The organism is Pseudomonas sp. PA-5-4B (genome assembly GCF_021606215.1).
Taxonomy (GTDB): Bacteria; Pseudomonadota; Gammaproteobacteria; order Pseudomonadales; family Pseudomonadaceae; genus Aquipseudomonas; species Aquipseudomonas edaphica.
Genome location: NZ_WKDB01000083.1, coordinates 1 through 25,081 on the forward strand (window position 1 = coordinate 1; position 25,081 = coordinate 25,081).

The 25,081-nt window shown below is 59.9% G+C and carries 19 protein-coding genes and 1 pseudogene; 4 read left to right on the top strand and 16 right to left on the bottom strand.

Annotation, left to right across the window (positions count from 1 at the left end; genetic code table 11):
* Positions 1–154: 154 nt before the first annotated feature.
* Together GIW28_RS27040 and GIW28_RS27045 are read right to left on the bottom strand one after the other, a co-directional pair.
* A pseudogene (locus GIW28_RS27040) lies at positions 155–1,915 on the bottom strand (DUF6531 domain-containing protein); the annotation flags it as partial.
* A 184-nt stretch (positions 1,916–2,099) separates the two neighbouring features.
* A complete protein-coding gene (locus GIW28_RS27045) occupies positions 2,100–2,714 on the bottom strand; it encodes a LysE family translocator (protein ID WP_017134642.1) in 615 nt (204 codons plus the stop codon).
* Between the two features lie 145 nt (positions 2,715–2,859).
* Between GIW28_RS27045 and GIW28_RS27050 the strand changes: the two genes are divergently transcribed.
* Entirely contained in the window at positions 2,860–3,945 is a 1,086-nt protein-coding gene (locus GIW28_RS27050) for a DUF1615 domain-containing protein (protein WP_236447915.1), read from the top strand.
* 90 nt (positions 3,946–4,035) lie between these two features.
* A complete protein-coding gene (locus GIW28_RS27055) occupies positions 4,036–4,461 on the top strand; it encodes a PaaI family thioesterase (RefSeq protein WP_236447914.1) in 426 nt (141 codons plus the stop codon).
* Positions 4,462–4,639: 178 nt separating this feature from the next.
* Here the strand turns inward: GIW28_RS27055 and GIW28_RS27060 are convergent, their stop codons facing one another.
* From GIW28_RS27060 to GIW28_RS27070, 3 genes are read right to left on the bottom strand one after another with little or no spacing between them, the layout of a single operon-like run.
* Positions 4,640–5,821, bottom strand: coding sequence for an acetyl-CoA C-acetyltransferase (locus GIW28_RS27060; protein ID WP_236447913.1), 1,182 nt, complete (start codon positions 5,819–5,821; stop codon positions 4,640–4,642).
* 11 nt (positions 5,822–5,832) lie between these two features.
* Positions 5,833–6,492, bottom strand: a complete 660-nt coding sequence (locus tag GIW28_RS27065; RefSeq protein ID WP_017135011.1) for a CoA transferase subunit B — start codon at positions 6,490–6,492, stop codon at positions 5,833–5,835.
* A 31-nt stretch (positions 6,493–6,523) separates the two neighbouring features.
* Positions 6,524–7,222 (bottom strand): CoA transferase subunit A, encoded by a 699-nt coding sequence (locus GIW28_RS27070; protein ID WP_017135012.1) that lies wholly within the window; start codon positions 7,220–7,222, stop codon positions 6,524–6,526.
* Between the two features lie 133 nt (positions 7,223–7,355).
* On the opposite strand from GIW28_RS27070, the gene GIW28_RS27075 reads away from it, so the two are divergent.
* A complete protein-coding gene (locus tag GIW28_RS27075) occupies positions 7,356–8,258 on the top strand; it encodes a LysR family transcriptional regulator (protein ID WP_017135013.1) in 903 nt (300 codons plus the stop codon).
* A 122-nt stretch (positions 8,259–8,380) separates the two neighbouring features.
* Here GIW28_RS27075 and GIW28_RS27080 read toward each other — a convergent pair whose 3' ends face one another.
* The 6 genes from GIW28_RS27080 to GIW28_RS27105 all read right to left on the bottom strand — a co-directional run bounded on the left by GIW28_RS27080 (position 8,381) and on the right by GIW28_RS27105 (position 16,248).
* The gene (locus tag GIW28_RS27080; RefSeq protein ID WP_236447920.1) at positions 8,381–8,710 is read right to left on the bottom strand and encodes a hypothetical protein; all 330 of its coding nucleotides are present in this window, start codon (positions 8,708–8,710) and stop codon (positions 8,381–8,383) included.
* A gap of 605 nt (positions 8,711–9,315) precedes the next feature.
* The gene (locus GIW28_RS27085) at positions 9,316–10,161 is read right to left on the bottom strand and encodes an NAD-dependent protein deacetylase (protein WP_236447921.1); all 846 of its coding nucleotides are present in this window, start codon (positions 10,159–10,161) and stop codon (positions 9,316–9,318) included.
* An 8-nt stretch (positions 10,162–10,169) separates the two neighbouring features.
* Complete coding sequence (locus GIW28_RS27090; protein ID WP_017135016.1) at positions 10,170–10,610, bottom strand: CBS domain-containing protein; 441 nt, start codon at positions 10,608–10,610, stop codon at positions 10,170–10,172.
* A 132-nt stretch (positions 10,611–10,742) separates the two neighbouring features.
* On the bottom strand, positions 10,743–12,692 hold the full coding sequence (locus GIW28_RS27095) for a DNA topoisomerase III (protein ID WP_236447922.1): 1,950 nt from the start codon (positions 12,690–12,692) through the stop codon (positions 10,743–10,745).
* A 221-nt stretch (positions 12,693–12,913) separates the two neighbouring features.
* Positions 12,914–14,536, bottom strand: coding sequence for an MFS transporter (locus tag GIW28_RS27100; RefSeq protein WP_017135018.1), 1,623 nt, complete (start codon positions 14,534–14,536; stop codon positions 12,914–12,916).
* 65 nt (positions 14,537–14,601) lie between these two features.
* Entirely contained in the window at positions 14,602–16,248 is a 1,647-nt protein-coding gene (locus GIW28_RS27105; RefSeq protein ID WP_177034060.1) for a GMC family oxidoreductase, read from the bottom strand.
* A gap of 223 nt (positions 16,249–16,471) precedes the next feature.
* Here GIW28_RS27105 and GIW28_RS27110 point away from each other — a divergent pair, with 223 nt between their 5' ends.
* Positions 16,472–17,377: a LysR family transcriptional regulator gene (locus GIW28_RS27110; protein WP_236459107.1), complete on the top strand. Its 906-nt coding sequence runs from the start codon at positions 16,472–16,474 to the stop codon at positions 17,375–17,377.
* A gap of 121 nt (positions 17,378–17,498) precedes the next feature.
* Here GIW28_RS27110 and GIW28_RS27115 read toward each other — a convergent pair whose 3' ends face one another.
* From GIW28_RS27115 to GIW28_RS27135, 5 genes are all read right to left on the bottom strand, one after another.
* Complete coding sequence (locus tag GIW28_RS27115) at positions 17,499–19,358, bottom strand: DUF3857 domain-containing transglutaminase family protein (RefSeq protein WP_236447918.1); 1,860 nt, start codon at positions 19,356–19,358, stop codon at positions 17,499–17,501.
* A 234-nt stretch (positions 19,359–19,592) separates the two neighbouring features.
* Complete coding sequence (locus tag GIW28_RS27120; RefSeq protein WP_169987278.1) at positions 19,593–21,452, bottom strand: DUF3857 domain-containing transglutaminase family protein; 1,860 nt, start codon at positions 21,450–21,452, stop codon at positions 19,593–19,595.
* A gap of 165 nt (positions 21,453–21,617) precedes the next feature.
* A complete protein-coding gene (locus GIW28_RS27125; RefSeq protein ID WP_017135022.1) occupies positions 21,618–22,718 on the bottom strand; it encodes a DNA alkylation repair protein in 1,101 nt (366 codons plus the stop codon).
* 14 nt (positions 22,719–22,732) lie between these two features.
* Entirely contained in the window at positions 22,733–24,079 is a 1,347-nt protein-coding gene (locus GIW28_RS27130) for a glutamine synthetase family protein (RefSeq protein ID WP_099547663.1), read from the bottom strand.
* Between the two features lie 11 nt (positions 24,080–24,090).
* Positions 24,091–24,648, bottom strand: coding sequence for a helix-turn-helix domain-containing protein (locus GIW28_RS27135; RefSeq protein WP_236447919.1), 558 nt, complete (start codon positions 24,646–24,648; stop codon positions 24,091–24,093).
* Between the last annotated feature and the right edge of the window lie 433 nt (positions 24,649–25,081).

The window sequence follows — 25,081 nt, forward strand, 5'->3', positions numbered from 1 at the left end:
CTGACAAGATACACATCAAGGGCTGTCATGAATCACGAAGACATCATGACAAAAGTAGTAGACGCCCTATGCATCATTCTAGTAAACAAGAGAGCCACTCAGGAACACGCCACCTTTGTCCCTCCGACGCCAGATTAAGATGTGAAAAAGAGACAGGTTCGTGCCCCTTGGCGCGGTGAACCTGATAGTCCACCGCCACAATGCGGCCCGACTCATACCGCAAAAACAACGAGCGACCTACACCATTGTCCAGCCGCTCAACCCGCCCCAAACGATCGTGAAAAACTCGCAACCGGTTGTCATACGCATCGCTGATGGCTGTCAGCACACCCTCTTGAAAGTGGTAGAACCGCGACGCCTGGGCCAGCACCAGTTCATCGGGCAGATCACCCAAAAAGATCGCCGCTTCAGCCAAGCTATTGGTAATCGCCGGTCGAGCAGCGGAGGGCAGCACAAACTCAGTACGGCGGTTCTCATGATCCGTCCACACCACCGAATCACCCGAAACCACCAACCGCTGCGCCAGCGAATGACTCCAGCCAAACCCCAACCCGCAATCGACTTCCACCGCACTGGTGCGATACACCCGCGTCCACTCAAACGGCAAAACCCCATCCAGCGTGCCGTCTGTGAGCGTCAGCAATTCCTCGCCGGTGACCATCGAAACGGGGCAACCGTGGGTGACGGTTTTGTCCGCAGGGGCCGCCGCATCGCCGTTCAGGTTCTTGCCAGAAGCCGGCACATCATCCACAGGTTCCTGGCGCACCAACGCGGTCTGCTGCGTCTTGCCGCGCACCGCCGGCACCGGGTTGGCAACCAACTGATCCCCAGCCTTCAGCGGCGCAACCGGCACGGTCTTGATCGGCGTCGGGGCACTGCTCAGCAACAAGGGTTTAACCGCCGCTACATGTGGCTCCAACGTCGGCCCCACATGCTGTTTTGCCAGCAACTCGAGCAAACTCCGCGCCCGTCCAGACTTGATGTGCCCGAGGACTTGAGTGCCCAGGCGTACCGCCACGCCCATGCCCGCCGTCGCCCGAATCAACAGCAAGTTGATCAACACCTCGCCGGTGATTTCGCCCATCAGCTCCTGCAAGTCTTGCGGCGGCAGCAGGCGCATCCAGCTGACCATCGCCGACACGTAAATGAACAACAGCGGCTCATCGCTGAGTACCAGCAGGCCGTTGGCGATCGCGTCATTGCTGAGTGTCAGCAGCTCATCAAGCTCGGCTTGGGAGATGTACTTGAGCAACTTTTCGCTGTTGGGCTTGATGTCCGCCAACAGTTCATACAGCTGCGTTAAGTTGTCCCAAAGGGTGTAAAGCGCCGTGCCCATGCCATTGAGAACCGCCGTCTCCAGCATCCTGCGTTGGTCGAGCGGTTTGGCGTCGGTATAAATTCTCCACTGCGCTTGGAAGGTGTCGTTCCACGCTTTACGCAGGCGCTCTTCCAACCCCGCAATCACTGACTGATAAGACGCGTACAGTGCCTTGACGTGATCTTTGGAAACATCGGGGTAAAAACTGATTCGATACGATTGATTACGATCACACTCGGTGATTTCGAGAATGCCGCTGGGGCCGATGGTGTGGTGGATCGGCTCGCCCAATGGGCCGCCGTTGGGATCGATGCGTTGCAGCACCACCGGCGTATTGCCGATAGGCACGAAGCGCTTGCTTTGGAACATATGCACCAGGGTCAACGTGCCATTGGCCTGGCACGTGGCAACGGTGCTGCTGGGAATGATGGAGCGGTTGATCGGGGCGACCAGCGCCACCTCATCCCCGACCTTGAACACCTGCTCGACATCCAGCGCCGAGAAGCTCCAGAAGCTCGACGCCCATTCGTCAAAGGTATTCAGGCATTCGCGAAAATCACGGAAGACGCTTTCAACGTCGACCGTCTTCACGTCCATTGGGGTCAGGGCCAGCCTGCCAATGGCCGGGTTCAAGCGCTAGCCCCTTTGGCCTGGGCTCTAACTAACAAAACCATCTGCAATCCCTCGCACTGTGTGATCAGGCGAAGGACTTTGCAGCGGTTTTCAGGAAGGATCTGTAGAGCTTATCCGGGTGTTGGGTAGGAGGTTTCGCTAGTTCTTGTCAGCGCTGCGCAAACGCCAGGTTCAACCCCAACCCCGCAAAGGCTGCGGCAAAACTGCGGCGCAACCAATTCTGTACCCGTGGTGACTCGATCACGGCACGGCGAAACACATTGGCCAGCAGGCCGTACACCACAAACACCGCAAACGTCATCGCCATGAAAACGCCACTTAGTACCAGCATCTGCACAGCGGGCGCCGTGCTGCCGGGGGTGACGAATTGCGGCAGGAAGGCCAGGAAGAAAATCGTCAGCTTGGGGTTCAGGATATTCAGCAGAAAGCCGCGCAGCATCAGGCTGCGTGCAGTCGCGACCGCTGGTGTGTCGCTCATGGCGAAGGCCGAGCGGTCACGCCAGGTGGCATAGGCCAGATACAAAAGGTAGGCCGCCCCAGCGAATTTCAACGCCTCAAAGGCCAGGGCGCTGGTATGCAGCAGGGCGGAAAGGCCCAATATCGATGCGAGCAAGTGGGGAATGATCCCGGCAGTACAGCCCAACGCGGCGAACAGGCTGGCACGCTTGCCGGCAGTGAGGCCGGTGGACACGGTAAAGATCACCCCAGTGCCGGGGATCAGCACGACGATCAGGCAGGTGACGAAAAAGTTCAGGCTGAGCATGGCATTCAAACTCCTTGTACGAATGGTCGATGACCGATCCTGTCACGTTCAGTGATAACTGGCGAGTGCAACAGGTCGGCGAACCCCGGTTAGACTTACCTGTCGATATCCGCACAACCGGCCCGTCGTTATTCAAGGAAACCCCATGTATTCAAGCCGCCTGATCCTGTGCCTCACCACCTTGCTGGTGCTGGCCGGCTGCTCCACTCCACGCGGCCCGCAGCAGCCTGAGCGCAGCGAGGCCGAGGTGAAGGCGCAGATTGTGCGGCTGTTACCGGCCACGGTGGCGGACCGCAACGGCTGGGCCAAAGACATCTACACCGCCTTCGACACCCAGAAAATCTACCCCAGCAGCGAAAATATCTGCGCCGTGCTGGCGGTGACCGAGCAAGAGTCCACCTATCAGGTAGACCCGCCGGTGCCGAACATGGGCAAGATCGCCCAGGATGAAATCCTGCGCCGCGCCGGCAAGGTCCATGTGCCGGCCTTTGTGGTGCGTACCACGCTGCAACTGCGTTCGCCGACCGGCAAGACTTACGCCGAGCGCCTGAATGCCGCGCGCACAGAGAAGGACTTGAGCAGCATTTTTGACGATTTCATCAGCATTGTGCCCCTGGGTAATACCTTGTTCGGCGGCTTTAACCCGGTGCACACCGCCGGCCCCATGCAGGTCAGCATCGATTTTGCGCAGCAACACGCCCGCGATTATCCCTACACCGTGGATGGCACAATTCGTCGCGAAGTCTTCACCCGTCGTGGCGGCATGTACTTCGGTATCACGCATCTTCTCGGTTACCCGGTGAGCTACGACCAGCCGCTGTACCGCTTTGCCGATTTCAACGCGGGGTGGTATGCCAGCCGCAATGCCGCGTTCCAGGCGGCTGTCAGCCGAGTCAGCGGCACCGAGCTGGCGCTGGATGGGGACCTGATTCGTTATGGCTCACTGCTGCCCGGCACCACCGAGTTGGCGGTGCGTTCCCTGGGCGCGAAGCTGGATATGCGCAACCCCAGCATCCGCAGCCAGCTGGAAAAGGGCGAGCAGCTCGACTTCGAAGAAACCACCCTCTACAAACGCGTATTTGCCCTGGCCGACAAAGCTGCCGGCAAGCCTGTGCCGCGCGCGATTTTGCCGGGCATCGTGCTCAAGAGTCCGAAGATCACCCGCAACCTCACTACCGCGTGGTTTGCCAAGCGTGTGGATGAGCGCTATCAGCGTTGCATGAAGCGTTAGCTGATTGTTGATCATTGGCTTGGCTGATCTTGATGGTGAACTTGGGGAGGCTGGGGTACACCTCGTGTTTTGGCCAAGGAAGAGCTCGCCATGATCACTTACACCGTGCCCGAAGGCTTTGTCTCGCTGCCACGCAGCAGCCCGTTGCTCGACCTGTTAGGTCCGGCGTATTGCCGGGGTGAAGGGTTGCAACTGGAAATCGGCCTGCGTGCCGACAACCGCCACGCCAATGGGCGCGGCACGGTGCACGGTGGGGTGTTGGCAACGCTGGCGGATGTCGGCATGGGCTATGCGATGGCGTTTTCCAGCGAACCGCCGTTACCGCTGATAACCGCTAGCATGACCCTGAACTACCTGGGTGCCGTGCAGGTGGGGGAGTGGATTGTGGTGCGGCTGGAGCACCACAAGCGTGGCCGGCAGATCGCGTTTGCCACCGTGAGCCTGCAAGTGGGGGACAAGGTGGTGGCACGGGCGAATGCGGTGTTTGCGGTACCTCACTCTGACGATGAAGATTAAATGTGGGAGCTGGCTTGCCTGCGATAGCGGTGTATCAGGTAACAACTGCTTGGCTGACACACCGCTATCGCAGGCAAGCCAGCTCCCACATGAGTATTGTTTTTTTTTCAGGAAAACCGGGCAAAGAAAAGGCCCGATTTTTCGTGGAATCGAGCCTTTTCTCATGTTGCTCTTTAGATCAACTGCGCTCGAGGGCCAGGGCTACCCCTTGGCCGCCGCCGATGCACAAGGTGGCCAGGCCTTTCTTGGCGTCGCGCTTGATCATTTCATGTAGCAGGGTCACCAGCACGCGGCAGCCTGAGGCGCCGATCGGGTGGCCGATGGCGATGGCGCCGCCGTTGACGTTGACCTTGTTCGCATCCCACTCCAGCTCTTTGCCCACCGCCAGAGATTGCGCGGCGAAGGCTTCGTTGGCTTCGATCAGGTCCAGGTCACCCAGGCTCCAACCGGCTTTGTCCAGGCAGCGGCGGGTAGCCGAGACCGGGCCGATGCCCATGATCGCAGGGTCCACGCCGGCGTTGGCGTAGCTGGCGATACGCGCCAGCACCGGCAGGCCGAGAGCCTTGGCTTTTTCGGCGCTCATCAACAAGACAGCGGCGGCGCCGTCATTGAGGCTGGAGGCGTTGCCGGCGGTGACGCTACCCTCTTTCTTGAACGCGGGCTTGAGCTTGGCCAGCGACTCGGCTGTGGTGCCGGCGCGCGGTTGCTCATCCACGGCGAAGGACAACGGATCACCCTTGCGCTGTGGAATCAGGATCGGAGTGATCTCATCGACAAACCGGCCGGCTTCGATAGCGGCGGCGGCTTTCTGCTGGGAGGCGGCGGCGAAGGCGTCCTGGGCTTCACGGCTGATGCCGTACTTGTCCACCAGGTTCTCGGCGGTGATGCCCATGTGGTAGTCGTTGAACGCATCCCACAGGCCGTCAGTGATCATGCTGTCGAGCATCTTGGCGTGGCCCATGCGCAAACCGGTGCGCGCAGCGGGTAATACGTACGGCGCCAGGCTCATGTTCTCCATGCCGCCGGCTATGATCACCTCAGCGTCACCACAACGGATGGCTTGGGCACCCAGGTGCAGGGCTTTGAGGCCCGAGCCGCAGACCTTGTTCAGGGTCAAAGCCGGCACCGCATGGGGCAGACCCGCCAGAATAGAGGCCTGGCGCGCCGGGTTCTGGCCGCTGCCTGCGGTCAGTACCTGGCCGAGGATCACTTCATCGACCTGAGCCGGGTCCAGATCGGTCTGCTCCAGCAGGCGACGGATCACGGCCGCGCCCAACTCCGGTGCCGGAATGCTGGCCAGCGCTCCTTGAAAGCTGCCCACGGCGGTGCGGGTGGCAGCAACAATCACGACGTCTTGCATGGAATCTGTCCTCACTGGAAGTGCATTTCTGGAACGTGGTCCGGGACGATCAGTTTACCGGCGGTCTTGCTCACAATCTCTTCAACGCTGACGCCAGGTGCGCGTTCCTTGAGGACAAAAGCGCCATTTTCGATTTCCAGGTACGCAAGGTCTGTCAGCACGCGCTTGATGCACTTGGCGCCGGTCAGCGGCAGGCTGCATTGGCTGAGCAGTTTGGACTCCCCGTCCTTGGACGCGTGGGTCATGATCACGATGATGTTTTCTGCACCGGCCACCAGGTCCATGGCGCCGCCCATGCCCTTGACCAGCTTGCCGGGGATCATCCACGACGCGATGTTGCCTTGCACGTCCACTTCAAATGCGCCGAGCACGGTGAGGTCGACATGCCCGCCGCGAATCATTGCGAAGGACTCGGCAGAGGAGAAGATCGAGGCGCCGATGCGTGCGGTCACGGTTTGTTTGCCGGCGTTGATCATGTCGGCATCGATGGTTTCTTCGGTCGGAAACGGGCCCATGCCGAGCAGGCCGTTTTCCGATTGCAGCATCACTTCCATGCCTTCGGGGATGTAGTTGGCCACCAGGGTCGGGATGCCGATGCCGAGGTTGACGTAGAAACCGTCCTGCATTTCGCGGGCGACGCGTTGAGCCATTTGTTCGCGGGTAAGAGCCATGTGTTGTCTCCTTATTATTTGGGCTGGCGGATTATTTGCGGACGGTGCGCTGTTCGATGCGCTTCTCGAAGGTGCCGCAAATGACTCGGTCGACGTAAATCCCTGGGGTGTGGATATGCGCCGGGTCCAGCTCGCCCGGTTCGACGATTTCTTCAACTTCGACCACGGTGATCTTGCCCGCAGTAGCCGCCAGCGGGTTGAAGTTCTGCGCGGTATGGCGGTAGATGACGTTGCCGAAGTGGTCGGCTTTCCAGCCTTTGACAATGGCGAAGTCGCCGGTGATGGACTCTTCCATCAAGTACGGGCGACCGTTGAACTCGCGGGTCTCCTTGCCTTCGGCCACCGGAGTGCCGACGCCGGTGGCGGTGAAGAAGGCCGGGATGCCGGCGCCGCCTGCGCGCATTTTTTCGGCCAGGGTGCCTTGGGGCGTGAGCACCACTTCGATTTCGCCGCTGAGCAGTTGCTTCTCGAACAGCGCGTTTTCACCGACGTAGGAGGCGATTACCTTGCTGATCTGCTTTTCTTCCAGCAGTACGCCCAGGCCAAACCCGTCAACGCCGCAGTTGTTGGAAACCACGGTCAGGTCGCGGGTGCCTTTGCGCTTGATCTCGGCGATGAGGTTTTCTGGAATGCCGCACAGGCCAAAACCACCGGAGAGCACGGTCATGCCGTCTTCCAGGCCTGCCAGTGCTTCTTCATAGGACGCCACGCGTTTATCGAAACCTGCCATATGCACCTCTTTTATTGTTTGTGGGCCAGCCAATGAACTGAGTGTTGCGCCGACGGATTGATTTGTTAAGTTGTTTTTTAAGGTTGATTGATTTAGAAAACAGCATAGTCCAATCGCCGCCCGGAGCAGCCTCATGACCGTCAAACAGATGCGCGCCTTTCTCGCCGTGGCCCAAAGCCTGAGTTTTGCCGCCGCCTGCGAGCGCCTGCACCTTTCCCAATCGGCGCTGAGCCTGACCATCAAGGGCTTGGAGGAGGGCCTGGGTGGGCGCCTGTTCAGCCGCAATACCCGCAACGTCGCACTGACACCCGAAGGTGAATCGCTGCTGCCGTTGGCGCGCCGGTTGATTGCCGACTGGGACAATGCCGAAGACGAACTGCGTCAGCGTTTCACCCTGCAGCGTGGCCGCGTCACCGTGGCGGCGATGCCTTCGTTTGCGGGCAACCTGCTGCCACCGATTCTTAAGATATTCCGCGCACGTTACCCGCAGGTGAATGTGACGGTGCATGACCTGATCAATGAACAGGTGCTGGAAATGGTCCGCGATCGCCAAGTGGAGCTGGGCGTGGCGTTCGAGCCATCCGAAGGTTCGTCCCTGGCATTCACGCCTTTATACCTGGACCGGTTTATTGCGGTGGTGCCCGGTGATTCGCCCTTGGCGCAATGTACCGAAGTCGACTGGAAAACCCTGTTGGAACACCCGTTCATCACCCTGCAACGGCCCTCGACGGTGCGCGTGATGCTGGAGGAGCACCTTGGGGCCTTGCAGATGAAATTGCCGGTGGCGTTGGAAAGCCATCAATTGGCCACGGTCGGCAAGATGGTTGCCAGTGGCCTGGGTGTCAGCGCCGTGCCTGCGCTATGCGCGCGCCAGATGGAGGAGGCGGGCGCCCATTGCATCACCTTGAGCGATCCGGTGATCGAGCGGCCGATTGGCGTGCTCACCAAACCCGGTCACGAACTGTCGGCGGCGGCGCAGGTGTTGTTTGATATTTTTCGCGACGAAGCCGCGAAGGGACGTTTCCCGACGTTTTGAGCGTGCCACAAAACAAATGTGGGAGCTGGCTTGCCTGCGATAGCCAGTTAACATTCAACAAAAGTGTTGGCAGTTAAACCGTTATCGCCGGCAAGCCAGCTCCCACAGTGGGCAAGTTTTACTTAGTAGTAGCGGTCGATCACTTTAACTTGCGAGTTATCCTTGAAAGATGCCCAGGCATTGTTAAGTGTGTCGAATACTTGCTCAATGAAGTTTCGATCGGCCGCCGCTTTCTTGCCGACATAACCCTGGCCGCGGCGGTACATCTTCAGGCGCGCCGCAAGTTCGGGGTGGGTGCGGTCGAACTCGGCTTCTTCGGTGTGGGGCGCCAGGCAGTCAATATTGACCTCGCCCGACTTGCCAACCCACAGGATATGGTCGTCGAGAGTGTCTTTCTGCGCTAAGAACATCTCAGCCAATTCATCGATAGTTGGTTGGTTGTTCAGATTCATGTGTAAGCCCCTTGACCAGTTGGCGATCTATCAGTTGGTTCGTTAAAACTGCTTAGTTGTCTCCGGTTGCGAAAACCGGGCGTCAGTAACGGTCTGCCGAATACGGGCAGGGTCTTGAACCTGATGCATGTAGTCTTGCTGATGAGCGGCTACGTAATGGTTTCATCACGAAGACAAGCAGCGTTTGAGCTCCTTGTACCGATCCTTGCGGGCCGGTCAGCTTCATCAATCTGCCTTGTGGGCAGTGCACATCCGGAAAAAACAGCTCGGCGGTCAGACGAGCTTGTTCAAAACGCGTGTTACCAACGCTCCCGATCCGGGAGACGTCTCGATAATGCAAGGACAAAAAGGTTACGTCAACGATTATGTAGTGATTATTTTTAGTCACTACATAAATTGCTGTAGGGACGGGAGAATGCGGGAAAATGTGACTTGGGCGTCATTTTTTGTGCGGTGGGTCGTGGTGGGCAGATAGCCAATCCAACGCGCAATCCCTGTGGGAGCTGGCTTGCCTGCGATCGCGGTGTGTCAGCCAAAGACTTGTTAACTGATACACCGCTATCACAGGCAAGCCAGCTCCCACAGTTGGATTTTCGGTGGTCTTGCTAACTCAGTCGTTCGGCCAGCAGTGGCAACAACCGCTCGCATGACGCCTCGATTTTCACCTGCAACAGCTCATCCCCACGGGTCTTGCCCAGGTTGATGGCAATTACCGGCTTGCCTTGCTCCACCATCGCCTTGCACAGGCGAAACGCCGAATAGGCCATTAGCGAAGAACCCACCACCAGCAGCCCGTCTGCATGCTCCACGGCGGCCATGGCCCTGGCTGCCGTAGCCGGTGCCACGTTCTCGCCAAAAAACACAACGTCTGGCTTCAAGCGCTCGCCATTGCAATGGGGGCAGCGCGGCACCTGGAAGCGTTCTTCAAAGGTCGGATCGAGCAGGGTGTCACCGTCGGGCGCCTGCACCGCGTGGACCTGCACCAGGTAAGGATTGTCGATGTCCATCTGCCGCTGAATCACATCGCGGGTACTGCGCTGCTGGCAGTCCAGGCACAGCACACGATACAGGCTGCCATGCAGTTCGATCACATCATGGCTGCCGGCCTGATCATGCAGGGTGTCGACGTTTTGCGTGATTAGCCCGCTGATACGGCCACGCTGCTGCAGCGTGGCCAGCGCCAGATGAGCCTGGTTCGGCTGCGCAATACGCACCCGTGGCCAACCCAGCATGGCGCGTGCCCAATAGCGGCGACGCGCTTGCGCGGTGGCGAGGAATTCCTGGTACATCATCGGCGCCTTGCCACGGCGCACGCCTTCGCTGTCGCGATAATCCGGGATGCCCGATGACGTGCTGATACCTGCACCGGTCAAGACCAAAAAGCGTCGTTCAGCCATGGCCCGGTACAGGGTGTCGAGGTGATTTTCTTGATGGTCCAGCGTATCGAGCATGGGTTCCCCTATTCGCCGCGGATGTACTGCTCCAGCTGTTTGATCAAGTCGGTCTGTTCGGCAATGGCCTCTTTTACCAAGTCACCGATGGACAGCAGGCCCTTCAGTTCGCCGTCTTCGACCACTGGGAGGTGGCGCAAGTGACTGTCGGTCATGATGTTCATGCATTCTTCGACACTTTTATGGGTATCCACGGTGATGACCGGTGAACTCATCACCTCATGGACCTTTGTGGTAACCGAAGAGAGTCCCTTGAGGATGAGTTTGCGGGCGTAATCACGTTCGCTGATGATTCCGACAACCGCGCCGTCTTTGACCACCGGCAAGGCCCCGACGTTTTTCTCTGACATCCGCACCAGCGCCTCAAAGACCGTGTGGTCCCATTGAATGGTATGGACGTCCTGGTTCTTCTGGTCCTTGGCTTTGAGCAGTTGTGCAACGGTTTTCATGGCGGCCACTCCGGTGTTGTTATTAGGAAGTCAGCGAGTCCCTTACAGAATCCTAGACGGGCTACAGCGCCGCAAGGCCCAAAGCGGCGTTAAACCCGTCGAAAAACGTCATTCGCCGGATTATTTCGCTATTCAGCCGGCACTTTTCGGCTTTTTCGCCCGCTTTGGAGCGCCTGTCGTCTTGCGCGGTGCAGCCTTGCGCTTGTTTTTCCACGGCGTAGCACCTCGGCCTGCCGGGCTGGCTGGGCCGGTGATGGTCATGCGCATGCCATTGCAGCGTGCCACTTGTTTGCTCATCCAGGCCGCCTGCTTGGCGACGAATTCTTCCAGGCTCATTTCACCGCTTTGCACCATGTCCAGCGCCTGCTCCCAGATCGCGGTGGTGCCTGGGTCGGCAATCGCCCGAGGCACCGCGTCGATCAGGCTGAACGCAGCCGGAGTGGCTGACAGTGCCTTGCCGTTTTTGACCAGATAACCCCGGTCGAGCAAACCCTGGATAATCCCCGCGCGGGTGGCTTCGGTGCCGATGCCGGTGGTGTCCTTGAGCTTTTGCTTGAGCAGCGGGTCTTCCACCAGTTTGGCGACGTTTTTCATCGCCTTGATCAGGTCGCCCTCGGTGAAGGGCTTGGGCGGCTGGGTCCAGAGGTCCTTGAGGTTGACCTTGGCCACCGCGTAATTCTGGCCTTGCACCAAGGTCGGCAAGGCCTGCGGTGCAGGAGCTTCACGGCCTTTGGCAGGCGCCAGCGCCTCGGGCAGGGCGCGTTTCCAGCCCGGCTCAATGATGGCTTTGCCTACCGCGCGCAAGGCTTGGCCGGCGCAGTCGAAATCCGCCTGGGTGCGATCGTATTCATGGTTGGGCAGGAACTGCGCCAGGTAACGCGCGCGAATCAGCGTGTAGACCGCACGGTGTTTGCCGGCCAGTTGCGCGACGTCCTTACCGGCACCCGTAGGAATGATGCCGTGGTGCGCGCTGACCTTGGCGTCGTTCCAGGCCCGCGAGCGGCGTTGCGGGTTGATATGCGGCATCAACTCATTCACCGCCGCATCCGCGCGGGCCAGCGCGGCCAAGATCTTCGGCGCATCACTGTGTTGGCTGAGCGGCAGGTAGCCGCAATCACTGCGAGGGTAGGTGATGACTTTGTGGGTTTCGTAAAGGGACTGCGCGATGTCCAGGGTTTCCTGGGCGCCGAGGCCGAGCTTCTTGGAACAGATTTCCTGCAACGTGCCGAGGTCGAAGGGCAGGGGCGCCACCTCGCGCACGCGTTCGGTACGCAGTTTGACCAACCTGGCGCTGGCGGCGTTGGTCATCGCATCGGCAGCATCGCGAGCCAGTTGTGGGTTAAGACAGCGGCCTTGATCGTCGCAGGCATCCTCAGCGGCCCGCCATTGAGCCGTAAAGGTCATGCGCTCATGCCGCAAGTCGACATCAATGGCCCAGTAAGCCACCGGCACAAAGTCGGCGATGCTGCGGTCGCGGTCCACCACCAGGCGCAAGGTCGGGGTTTGCACGCGGCCCACCGGCAATACGCCTTGATACCCGGATTGACGCCCGAGCAAGGTAAACAAGCGACTCATGTTCATGCCGATCAACCAGTCGGCGCGTGAGCGGCCGAGGGCCGAGTGATACAGGCTGAAGGTTTCGGCGCCGGGTTTGAGGGCGGCGAGGGCTTTGCGAATGGAGGCGTCATCCAGCGCCGACAGCCACAAACGCTGGATCGGCCCGCGATAGCGGCAATGCTCCACCAGCTCCCGGGCGATCATTTCGCCTTCGCGGTCGGCGTCGGTGGCGATCACCAGTTCCTGAGCTTCCCCGAGCAAACGCTTGACGGCCTTGAACTGGCTGGCGGTCTTGGGCTTGACCAGCATCTTCCATTTTTCCGGCACGATTGGCAGGTCGGCCAGCACCCAGCGCTTGTACTTGGCGTCGTAGGCGTCGGGTGGGGCGGTTTCCAACAGGTGCCCGATGCACCAGGTGACTGTGACCCCGTTACCCAGCCAGCACCCGTCGCCACGCCGACTGGCGCCGAGTACGGCCGCGATATCCTTGGCCTGGGAGGGTTTTTCACAGAGGTACAGCCGCATGGTCATCACATCAAATCGGGTCGATGCCTTGCAGGATGCTCAGTCAAAGGCAATTGAGCAACTGTTATCTGTATGGATGTACAGCAATTTGTGTGGTCAGCACTCAGAAAAATGTGGGCACTAGCCTGCCTGCGATACGGACAACTCGGCACATCTGACACTCCGAGGTGATGCAATCGCAGGCAAGCCAGCTCCCACAGGGGGCTTCAGCGTTTTGAAGATCAGTTGTTATTGATATCCACGTTCTTGGTTTCTTTCAGGCAGAACAACCCCACAATCAAGCTCACGCCGGTTACCACCACCGGGTACCACAAGCCGTAGAAGATATCGCCGGTGTACACCACCAAGGCAAACGACACGGTTGGCAGGAACCCGCCAAACCAGCCGTTACCGATGTGGTAGGGCAGCGACATCGAGGTGTAGCGGATGCGCGTCGGGAACAGTTCCACCATCAGCGCTGCCAACGGGCCGTAGCACATGGCGGCGATCAGGATCAGCACCACGATCAGCACCACCACCATCACTTTGTTGACCTGGGCCACATCCGCCGAAGTCGGGTAGCCGGCCAGGGTCACCGCGCCGCGCAGGGCCGCTTCGTCGTAACCGTCGATGCGCACATCACCCACGCTCACCTGCACCGGGCTGCCGGCTGGCGCGGCGGCGCTGCTGTATGGCAGACCTTGCTTGACCAGGAAGGTCTTGACCTTGTCACACGGGCTGTCAAAACGCGCCTTGCCCACCGGGTCGAACTGGAAGGTGCAGGTGGCCGGGTCGGCCAATACGGTAATCGGCGCCTGGTGGCTGGCCTGGTCCATCGCCGGGTTGGTGTAATGCGCCAGCCCTTTGAAGATCGGAAAGTACAGTGCGGTGGCCAACAGCAAGCCGAGCATCAGCACCGGTTTGCGCCCAACCTTGTCCGACAGCCAGCCAAACAGGATGAAGAACGGCGCGCCGATCACTACGCTGATAATCAACAGCATATTGGCCAGGGCCGGGTCCATCTTCAGGAACTGCGTGAGGAAGAACAGCACATAGAACTGCGCCGCATAGAAGGTCACTGCCTGCCCGCCGTTGATGCTGAACAGCGCAATCAGCACCACCTTGAGGTTTTCCCATTTACCGAAGGATTCGCGGATCGGCGACTTGCTGGCCTTGCCTTCCTCTTTCATCTTCAGGAATGCCGGCGACTCATGCAGGCTCATGCGGATCCAGGTGGAAATACCCAGCAGCACAATCGAAAACAGGAACGGAATGCGCCAGCCCCACACCTCGAACTGGTCGCCGGTGAAGTAACGGCAAGCCAGTACCACCAGCAGCGAGAGCAGCAAGCCAAGGGTGGCTGTGGATTGAATCCAGCTGGTGTGCAGGCCGCGTTTGCCGGCCGGTGCGTGCTCGGCCACATAGGTGGCTGCGCCGCCATATTCACCGCCTAACGCCAGGCCTTGCAGCATGCGCAGCACGATCAGAATGATCGGCGCCGCAATGCCGATGCTGGCATAGGTCGGCAATAGCCCGACACAGAAGGTCGCGACACCCATCAGGATGATGGTGACCAAAAACGTATACTTGCGCCCGATCATGTCGCCCAGGCGGCCGAACACCAACGCGCCGAACGGCCGCACCACAAAGCCTGCGGCAAAGGCCATCAAGGCGAAGATGAACGCCGTGGTGTCGTTGACCCCGGCAAAAAATTGCTTGCTGATCACCGCCGCCAGGGCGCCGTAGAGGAAAAAGTCGTACCACTCGAACACCGTCCCTAAAGACGAGGCGAAGATGACTTTCCTTGATTCGCTGCCGGTGCTCGCCTTGACGGCCGAGCCCAGGGGTTGAGCATGTTCTGACATCGGGTATCCCTCACAGTGATTATTTATTGTTGTTCCACTGTCGGCGCCGGGTGCGGCGCCGCTATTCAGATTGCATGAACCGTTTCTCTCTGCGGGGCGAGACTCCTTGTGTTCGGCGAAAGCATCAGCTGCGCTGCCTTTTCCGCAATCATCAGTGTAGGTGAGCAGGTGTTGCCGGATGTAATGCGTGGCATCACCGAGGCATCGGCAATACGCAGGCCCGGCACGCCATGTACGCGCAGTTGCGCATCGACCACTGCATCTTGGTCATCGCCCATGCGGCAAGTGCCCACCGGGTGGAAAATCGTCGTGCCGATACGCGCGGCGGCTTCATGCAGTTGTTCTTCGGTTTGCAGCGCGTCGCCCGGCAGGTATTCCACCGGCTTGAACTGGCTCAAGGCCGGTGCGGCGACGATGCGGCGGGTCAGGCGGATCGCGTCGGCGGCCACGCGCAAATCTTCGGGATGGCTGAGGTAGTTGGGCCGTATCAGGGGTGCATCCGCCGGGTTGGCGGAGCGAATATCAATGCGGCCACGGCTTTGCGGGCGCAGGTCGCACACCGACGCGGTGAATGCCGGGAAGGCATGCAACGGCTCGCCAAAACGCTCCAGTGACAGCGGCTGCACGTGGTATTCAAGATTGGCCGTAGTCTGTTCCGGGCCGGAGCGGGCGAAGGCGCCAAGCTGGCTGGGCGCCATGGACAACGGGCCGCTGCGGTCATACAGGTAGCGCAGGCCCATGCCCATTTTGCCCAACAGGGTGCCGGCGATCTGGTTCAAGGTGCGTGCGTTTTCCAGCTTGTAGATCAGCCGCAGTTGCAGGTGATCCTGCAGGTTGCCACCGACACCCGGCAGTTCATGCAGCACGTTGATGCCCAATGGCTTGAGCACAGTGGACGGGCCAATCCCTGAGCGTTGCAGGATGCCCGGCGAGCCGACAGAACCGGCGCACAGGACGATTTCCTTGCGTGCCTTCCAGCTCAGTTGTTGCCCATGTTGACGCCCGACCACGGCCGAAGCACGACCGTTTTCCAGCACTACACGGTCGACTTCCACTTCGGTCAGCACGGTGAGGTTGGGGCGCTGGCGGATCGGCTTGAGAAACGCCTTTGCCGCGTTCCAGCGCACCCCGGCCTTTTGGTTGACCTGGAAGTAGCCGCAGCCTTCATTGTCGCCCTGGTTGAAATCGCTGATCGGCGCGATACCACTCTGCGCCGCCGCATCGCGAAAGGCATCGAGGATCGGCCAGTGCAGGCGCTGTTGCTCCACGCGCCATTCACCGCCGTCGCTGTGAAATTCCGAGCCTCCGGCAAAATGGTTTTCGCTCTGTTTGAACAGCGGCAGCACGTCTTTCCAGGCCCAGCCGGGGTTGCCTGCGGCGGCCCAGCCGTCGTAATCCTGGGCTTGGCCACGCATATAGATCATGCCGTTGATGGACGAGCAGCCGCCCAGCACCTTGCCGCGTGGGTAACTCAGCGCACGGCCTTGCAGGCCTTCCTGGGCTTCGGTCTTGAAGCACCAGTCGGTGCGCGGGTTGCCAATGCAGAACAGGTAACCGACGGGGATGTGGATCCAGGGGTAATTGTCGCGGCCACCGGCTTCGAGCAGCAGCACGCGGTGGGCGGGGTTGGCGGACAATCGATTAGCCAGCAGGCAGCCTGCGGGGCCGGCGCCTACGACGATGTAATCGTATTCAGCAGTTGCAATGGGCATCTGAGGTCTCGCTTGTTTTTCTTATTGGGCCCATCCTAGTTGTTAGTTTTCGTCTTAAAAATGTTAGTTTTTACCCAGCTGCTGTGCGTTTTTAAACAGCGGCACTTAAACCTCGAAGCAACGTTATGCCTGTGGCGAGCGAGCAAGCTCGCTCGCCACAGTAAGCGCCAGCCACAGGTGCCGGGCCAGGCATTAGAAGGTACATTTGTCCAAGGGAGGCGACATGTTCGACTGGAATGACCTGCGGTTTTTTCTTGAGTTGCAACGCAGCGGCCGCCTGCTCACCGCTGCACAGCGCCTGAAAACTACGCACGCTACCGTGGCCCGGCATATCGAGGCCATCGAGAAAAGCCTCGGCACCGCGCTGTTCGTGCAGCATGCCCAGGGTTACGAACTGACGCCTTCCGGTGAAGCCCTGCTCAAGCACGCCGAGGCCATGGAAAACGTCGCGTTGCTGGCCGAAGACGAACTCACCCATTCCGCTGCGCCGCTGGGCAAGATCCGCCTTGGCGTGGCTGAGGGGTTGGGCGTGATGTTCCTCGCCAGCCGCATGGGCGGGCTGTTCGAGCGTTATCCGGGGCTGGAAGTGGAACTGGTGGCGGTGCCGCGCTTTGTGAGCATTCTCAACCGCGAAGCGGAAATCAGCATCCACCTCGAACGCCCCAGCGTCGACCAACTCGTCACGCGCAAACTCACCGACTACCGCCTGGCGCTCTACGCCAGCCGCGCCTACCTTGCGCGCAACCCGCCGATTGAAAAACGTGAAGACCTCGCCGCCCATGCATGGATCGATTACGTGGATGACCTGCTGTTCAGCCAGGAACTCAAGTTCCTCAGCAGCTTTTGCCGCAACCCCAAAGTGGTGTTCCACAGCACCAGCGTGATTGCTCAACACCAGGCGGCGCGTTCGGGATTGGGTATTGCGGTGCTGCCGTGCTTTATGGCTGCTGGCGACCCGGACCTGGTGCCTTTGCTGCCGGCAGAAAGCATCCAGCGCAGCTACTGGATCAGCTCGCGCCGGGAGCTGCACAAGTCAGTGCGGTTGCGGGTGTTGTGGGATTATGTGGTGGAGTTGTGTGCGCGGGAGCAGGGGTTGCTGTTAGGCGAACCCACTGAAGAAACCGGATAAAAAATGTGGGAGCTGGCTTGCCTGCGATGAGTCCCTGTCAGTCAACTTATTTGTTGAATGACACACTGCAATCGCAGGCAAGCCAGCTCCCACATTGGGTTTGTGTTGTGTCAGTGAGGGGTTAGAGCTTCACCACCTGATGCACCTGCTCAGCACACGCCCGCGCCTCGTCAATCATCTTGCCAAACGCTTCACTGGCGACTTCTGCATGGGTCAGCCAGCGCGTCTTCTGGCTCAGGCGATAGTGATACTGCAGCCCGTTATCCATAAGCTTGCCGTCCAGATCCAGGTCATACCAGGGCGAACGCACCTGGCAGCCGGGGATGGCTTTTTCCATCTGCCCACCGGTCAGTGTCATGGTGAAGTCTACAGTTTCGGGGTTTCCCAAGTACAGGTCGCCCTGTTGACCTTGGCGGCGGTAGTTGATGAAACCGTCCCAGCGCTCTTTCAACGATTGATCGGTATAGACATAGCCGTCCGCCAGTTTCTCCAAGGCGCGTTGATCGTTCATCTGAACGGTGATGGTGTAGCCGTCGTGAACCAAAAAGGCGGTGGGTTGGCGGGTGACTTTACAATCGCTGATGCCATTGCCGAAATTTGCGCAGATGTCCTGATCAGTGGCGGTGCTGCCTTGCTGGCGATCAGCGACGCTCAGTTGCATCAGCGGCATGCGGCTAAAAGCGAGGGTGGCCTGAGTCGCGCCGTTACCCTGCTTGTCGTAATGCACCTGTTTGGTCATGCGTTGGGTGATTTCGGGACGTTCCAGCGGAATATGTTCCTCACGAACCTGGCCCTCGGCGTCGTTGACCAGCACCCAGCGGTCCTGGATGTCGGGCAGGGTCTGGCCGGGGGCGAACACCGGGTTGGTCGGGTCGAGCCACCAGATTTGCCCGTCGATTTCGGCGCGCACGATGGCGTGGTTCGGTGCGCTGGTACCGGGGATCAGCAGCGAGTCAGCCACTTCCCCGCGGCTGACCCACGCCGTCTCGGCCTGGATGCCACTGGCCTTGAGCATGGCGGTCAGCAGGATCGCCAGGTCTTTGCAATCGCCGTAGCCGTGCTGCTCGATTTCGTCCAGATTGAACGGCACATAACCGCGCTCGGTAGCGCGCCAGTCGCCCAGGTAGCGGTAGTGCTCATTGATGTGTTGCATCAATGCGCCAACCTGTTCCGCGGGTGGCAGACTGCGCGCGGCGACGACGGCTGCGGCACTTTGTGCGGGCAGGCTGGCGTCGAGAATCTGATTGTAGCGCCGAGCAAAGTCACCGAAATACGCCTGGCGTTCAAGGGAGCTGCCCACTTCGATGCGCGGATTTTTCCGTATTGCAGCGTTGGTAGCTTCATTAATGTAGTTGAGGTAAGTCGGTTTTTTTTGCACCAGTTCCAGCGTCTTGCCATCGGCCGAGAGGGTCACATTGAAACCGTCGAAACTTTCGCTGCGCCACTGAATTGGTTTCTCGGCGGTAAAGCGTGCCTTGAATTGGTCGCGACGATCTTCGTTCGGACCGAACTTAAGGGCATAGTGAAACTGGGTCATTAACGGTTTGGCGGCGCGATGCTCGCGCACGGTATAGCGAATGTGTGTGCCGACACGCAGGTTCGGGAAGGCCAGTGAGATCTGTTTATAACGGTTGAAACCTTGGTCCGGGTTAGGCGCTGTGCGGCTGTCGATCTGATTGGCGCCCAGGTTTACCGGCTTGGCGCCTGGTTGGGTAGATTGCGCGCTGAGTACTTCAAGCGTGTCACCTTCGGCGTAATCCAAGTCGATGCGCGAGAGCAATTCGCGGCCGCTGGGCTTGAGAATGGTGTAGTGATAGGTGGTGGTGCAATCGCTGCTGTTGTCGCGATTGAAGTGGCAGTGCAACTCGGTATTGCTGGCCAGGGGGGCTTCGGCCATGGGCTGTAGCGCGGCAGATGCGCAATGGGTAACCAGCCCCAGAGTGATGGCGGTCAAAGGGCGGTGAAACTTGAAGAGGTACATGCGCGGCCTCGCTGGAAACAACTACCCAACGGGGTAGCAAGAAAACGCTGGGCGTCATGGGCCCTAACGACGAAAGATGCAGTCGCATTAGAAAGTAATGTGCCGGTAGTCGCCGTGCTGTAGGACAGCTCCTGATTTGGTTTTCGAATGTGCAGTTCGAATGTCGTTCTGGGGCGCTTTGCGTGGGCGCCCCAGGTTTGCCGGGAGATAGAGAGAGTTGGTGTTTACGGGGGGTTAGAGCTTCACCACCTGATGCACCTGTTCAGCACACGCCCGCGCCTCGTCAATCATCTTGCCAAACGCTTCACTGGCGACTTCTGCATGGGTCAGCCAGCGTATCTTCTGGCTCAGGCGATAGTGATACTGCAGGCCGTCATCCGTGCGCTTGCCATCCAGATCCAGGTCATACCAGGGCGAGCGCACCTGGCAGCCGGGGATGGCTTTTTCCATCTGCCCACCGGTCAGCGTGAAACGGTAGTCGTAGGTTTCGGGGTTGCCCAGGTAAAGGTCGGCTTGTTGATCATGGCGACGGTAGTTGATGAAACCATCCCAACGGCCTTTGAGTGACTCGTCGGTGTAGACGTAGTCGTTCGCGAGCTTTTCCAGCGCGCGCTGGTCGTTCATGCTGGCGTTGACGGTGTAGCCGTCGTGCACCACGAAGGCGGTGGGTTGGCGGGTGATTTTACAGTCGCTGATTTCGTTGCCAAAGTTGCCGCAGATGTTCTGGTCGGTGGCGGTGGTGCCTTGCTGGCGGTCGGCGACGCTCATTTGCATCAGCGGCAGGCGGCTGAAGGTGATGGTGGCCTGGGTGGCGCCATTGCCTTGCTTGTCGAAGTGCACTTTTTTGTCCAGGCGCAGGGTGGTTTCCGGGCGTTCCAGCGGGATCTGTTCTTCGCGTACCTGGCCCTGAGCATCATTGACCAGCACCCAGCGGTCTTGAATGTCGGGCATGGTCTGGCCGGGTGCGAACACCGGATTGGTCGGGTCGAGCCACCAGACCTGGCCATCGACTTCGGCACGCACGATGGCGTGGTTCGCTGCATTGGTGCCGGGGATCAACAATGAGAACGCCACGTCGCCACGGCTGACCCAGGCGGTTTCGGCCTTGATGCCGCTGGCCTTGAGCATTGCGGTCAGCAGGATCGCCAGGTCTTTGCAGTCGCCATAACCATGCTGCTCGATTTCCGCCAGGTTGAACGGCACATAGCCGCGCTCGGTGGCGCGCCAGTCGCCCAGGTAGCGGTAGTGATCGTTGATGTGCTGCATCAGCGCTTCGACCTGTTGTGCCGGCGCCAGGTTGCGTGCGGCAGCTACGGCCGCGGCCGCTTGCGCCGGCAGGTTGGCGCCGAGGATCTGGTTGTAACGCTGGGCGAAATCACCGAAATACGCCTGGCGCTCCAGGGCGCTGCCCACTTCCAGGCGCGGGATGCGTTGCAGCGCGGCGCTGGAGGATTCGTTGATGTAATTGAGATAGGTCGGTTTTTTTTGCACCACGTCCAGGGTTTTGCCGTTGGCAGATGCCGTTACTTTGAAACCGTCGAACAACTCACTGCGCCACTGGATCGGGCGCTCGGCGGTAAAGCGCGCCTTGACGTGGTCGCGCCGGAATGCGCTGGGGCCAAACATGATTGCGTAGTGAAACTGGGTCACCAACGGTTTGGCGGCGCGACGTTCGCGCACGGTGTAGCGAATTTGCGTGCCTACGCGCAGGTTCGGGAAGGCCAGCGAGGTTTGCTTGTAGCGGCTGAAGCCCTGGTCCGGGTTGGGCGCGGTGCGCGTGTCGATTTGCGCGGCGTCCAGCGCGACCGGCTTGGCGCCTGGTTGGGTGGATTGCGCGCTGATCACTTCAAAGGTGTCCCCTTCGGAGTAATCGAAGTCGATGCGCGAGAGCATTTCGCGGCCGTTGGGCTTGAGGATGGTGTAGTGCTGGGTGGTGGTGCAGTCGGTGCTGGCGTCGCGGTTGAAGTGGCAGTGCAGCTCGGTGTCGCTGGCCAGCGGGGCTTCGGCCATGGGTTGCAGGGCGGCACTGACACCGTGGGAAACCAGCCCCAGGCTCAGGGCAAGCAAGGGGCAGTGAAACGAAAAACGATACAAACGGTGCGAACGGTACATTGGCGCCTCGGGTGACACAGTGGAACAACTACCCGATGGGTAGTGAGAAGGCGCCGGATGATAATGGATCGCAACAACAAAAGCCAGGATTGTCTGACAATTAATGTGTCTGAAAGGCCCGTTCTAGAGCCTTTTGGTTGATTTTTGTCAGGGTTTTAGCAGTTCAAATTCGGCACTGGCGAGCTTTTCGCCGTTCACCAGCACATGCACCCAGTGCTTGCCTGCGTAATGCTTGCGCGTGGTCAACTCGCGAATATGTTGTTCGCGGCGGATGCTCTGATGTTCGCCCGCGCCCAGGGTAAATGCCTTGAGCTTGAACACTTTGGCCGCGCTATGGCCGGCACTTTTTACGTAGTCGATGGCGTAGTCGACCACCAGCTTCTGCGCGGCGGTGGCGGTGGATTCCAGACTGAACGACAGGTTGATCCGCTCGCCCAGGTTGATCACCGCCGGTGTGACTTTCAGGTGGTGAATGTTTACCTCGGCCTTGGCGCCGGCGCCCATGATCGTGAGTGCGCGGGTATTGCCTTGCTTGATCAGGCTGCGCAAGGCGTGCCGGGCGATCCAGGCCGTGTGCGGGTTGTCCAGGTTCCAGCCTTCGATCAGGCTGAGCACCCAGTCCGGGTGGTCCTTGGTGATGTCGTTGAGGTGGTTGGCCACCGACTTGCGCACATACAGGCTGCTGTCGGCCTTGAGGTTATCCAGGATCGAGGCGCACAGCTGCGGGTTGGCCTGCACCGCCGCCAAGCGAAAGGACCAGGGCAGGCGAGGGCGCGAGCCTTCACTGGCAAGGCGCCGCACATGTTCGTTGGCGTCCAGCGACCACTGCTGCATCGCGGCCAGGGTACGCTCGAAGTCGTTCAACAAGAACGGGCGAATGGCGAACTCGGCCGAGCCAAACACGGTGAAGTATTTGAGCGCGGCCATGGAGCGCTTGAAGTCACTTTGCCCGTAACTGGCCACGTAGTGCGGCAGAAACAGGCACACAAATGAACTGTTCAGTCGCGGAGCCAGCGCATGCAGCAGCTTGAGGGTTTGCGCGTAATCCAGTGGGATTACCGCATGCAGGCTCTCACTGACCCGCGCCATGCGCTGCATCACCGACAACTCGGCCAGCCCGGCTTTGGCGTGCTTTAGAAACCCTTTTGCATCAAAGGCCGGGTACACCGCTGTCATTTCACTGGCGATGTGTTGCAGGCGTTCAACGTTGAAGATTTCCTTGAGGGCCGGGGCGCTTTGGTCGGTCATCGGTGATTCCATGGCTAGAGAAACCAGCGGTATTCCCGCGCGTTGATCTCTTGTTGAAAGGCCAAGTGGTCCTGGCGTTTGTTTTCGCAGTACACGTCGATAAATTCGGCGCCCAGCTTATCGCGCAATACCGCTTGATGCTGCATGGCGCGTACGGCATCGAGCATTTCCAGGGGGAAGTCGGCGCCGCTGTTACGGTCCTCATTCAGCGGGGCGATGGGTTCTTGCCTGGCTTCAAGGCCATGCTCCAACCCTGCCAGGATCGCTGCCAGCACCAGGTAGGGGTTGGCATCGGCACTGGCCAGGCGGTGTTCGATGCGCAGGTTGCGCGGGTCGGAATCGGGAATACGCACGCACGCGTCGCGGTCTTCAAAGCCCCAGCTGGCACGCGTTGCCGCGTTCACGGTGCCACCCAAGCGGCGGAAGGCGTTGTGGTTGGGCGAGAAAATCGGCATGCAGTGCGGCAACAATTCCAGGCAACCGGCCACCGCGTGGCGCAGCGGTTGCTGCTGGTGCGCCGCGAGTAAATTATTGCCCGCGCCGTCATACAGGCTGACATGCACATGCATGCCGCTGCCGGGAAATTGCAGGTAAGGCTTGGCCATAAAGCTGGCGCGGTAGCCATGCTTGAGTGCCACGCCACGCGTGCTGCGGCAGAACAGCGCGGCCCAGTCGGCGGCGCGCAGGCCGTCGTCGCAGTGGCCGAAGTTGATCTCGAACTGGCCAGGGCCGAGTTCGGCGGTGATCACCGTGATGTCGATGCCTTGGGCCTGGGCGGTTTGCGCCATGTCGTCGAGCACTTCGCTGAAGCGCGACAACCGCTCGATGTGCAGGTTGGGCTGGTCGTCAGCGTCATCACTCAGCGGGTCGCGGGCGAATTGCGGCAGGCCGTCGTCGAGCTTTTTATCGAACAGGTAAAACTCCAGCTCAAACGCCACCACCGGGTGAATGCCCTTGTGCTGCAGGCGCTCCAGCACCTTGGCCAGGACTTCACGTGGTTCAAACTCGATGGGCGCTTCAGTGCCATCCGAGGTGATCAGCATCTGCCCCAGCGGTTGCGCTTCCCAGCTCACCGGCTTGAGCGTGCCCGGCACCAGGCGGCGATTGGCATCCGGGTCGCCGTCGTGGAAGCAATAGTCACCAATTTTGAACAGCCCGCCCTGGGCGCCCAGCAGCACGGCATTTTGCGGCAGCTTCAACGGGCTGCCGGCGGCGACTTTTTCGAGCATCTCCACCGGGTAGCGCTTGCCGTAGAAATGCCCGGGAATGTCCAGGGCGATCAGGTCGACGTAACGCACCTCGGGGTGGTTCTGGCGAAAGGTCCGTACTTCGGCCAGCAACGTGGAGGGTTGGCTTTTCACGGGTGTTGCTCCTAGTTGTAAACCCACAATACGCGGGCGGGCAGATCAGTCAGGTTGGCGTAGCGGCAATGGGCAAAACTGGCCAGGTGGAAGCTGTCGCCTTGGCCGAGGGTGACCGAATCGGCTTCACCTTCCACCCACAGCGTCAGCTCGCCCTCCAGTACAAAACCGGCCTGTTCGGCGCGATCGCTCATGGTGTGCTCGCCACTGTTGGCGCCGGGCGCCAACAGGCTGTCGAGCATCGAAAAGGCGCCGTGCATGCTTGGCGAAACCAGAATGTCGGTGATGCCATTGGCGTAATACACCGTGCGCCGCTCGTTGGGGCGTGTGACCCAGTCGACGGCCTTGGGTTTGGGCAGGCTGTAGAAGTAGGTGGTGGGCACATCCAGGGCGTGGCTGATGGCAGTCAGGTCGGCCACAGTAGGGCGTGACAGGCCGCGTTCGACTTGAGACAAAAAGCCCACCGAGCGCTCGATTTTTTGCGCGAGTTGGGCGAGGGTGAGTTTCTTGTGCTTGCGCAGATCGTGGATGAGCACAGCCAGGGCGTCGAGTTCTTGTTGTTGGCTCATGAAATTTATGTCGAGAAATTTCATGAAAAATTACACGGATTATTTCACGGTGGCAATGGGTGTGGCATAGCTTTTGTGGCGAGGGAGCTTGCTCCCGCTGGGCAGCGAAGCGGCCCCAATCGATCCACTGCGTTGGTTCAGGTGTTACTCGGCCAGCCTTTTTGGGGCTGCTGCGCAGCCCAGCGGGAGCAAGCTCCCTCGCCACAGTGGGGGGCGTGACATAGTGGGAAACTGAATGGTCCAGGCCAGTGGTGGAGGGTGTTTTATCAGCGCACACCTGCTGCCTAGGCTTTTGTGGCGAGGGAGCTTGCTCCCTCGCCACATGTGTGTAGACCCCTGCGGCTCCCTCCGCTTTTTTAGATGTTGTTATTGCAGCCCGTTGTGGTCCGCTGGGGCGCCCCCCCGCTGGGAGTCGTCTCGCCCCCATGTGGGG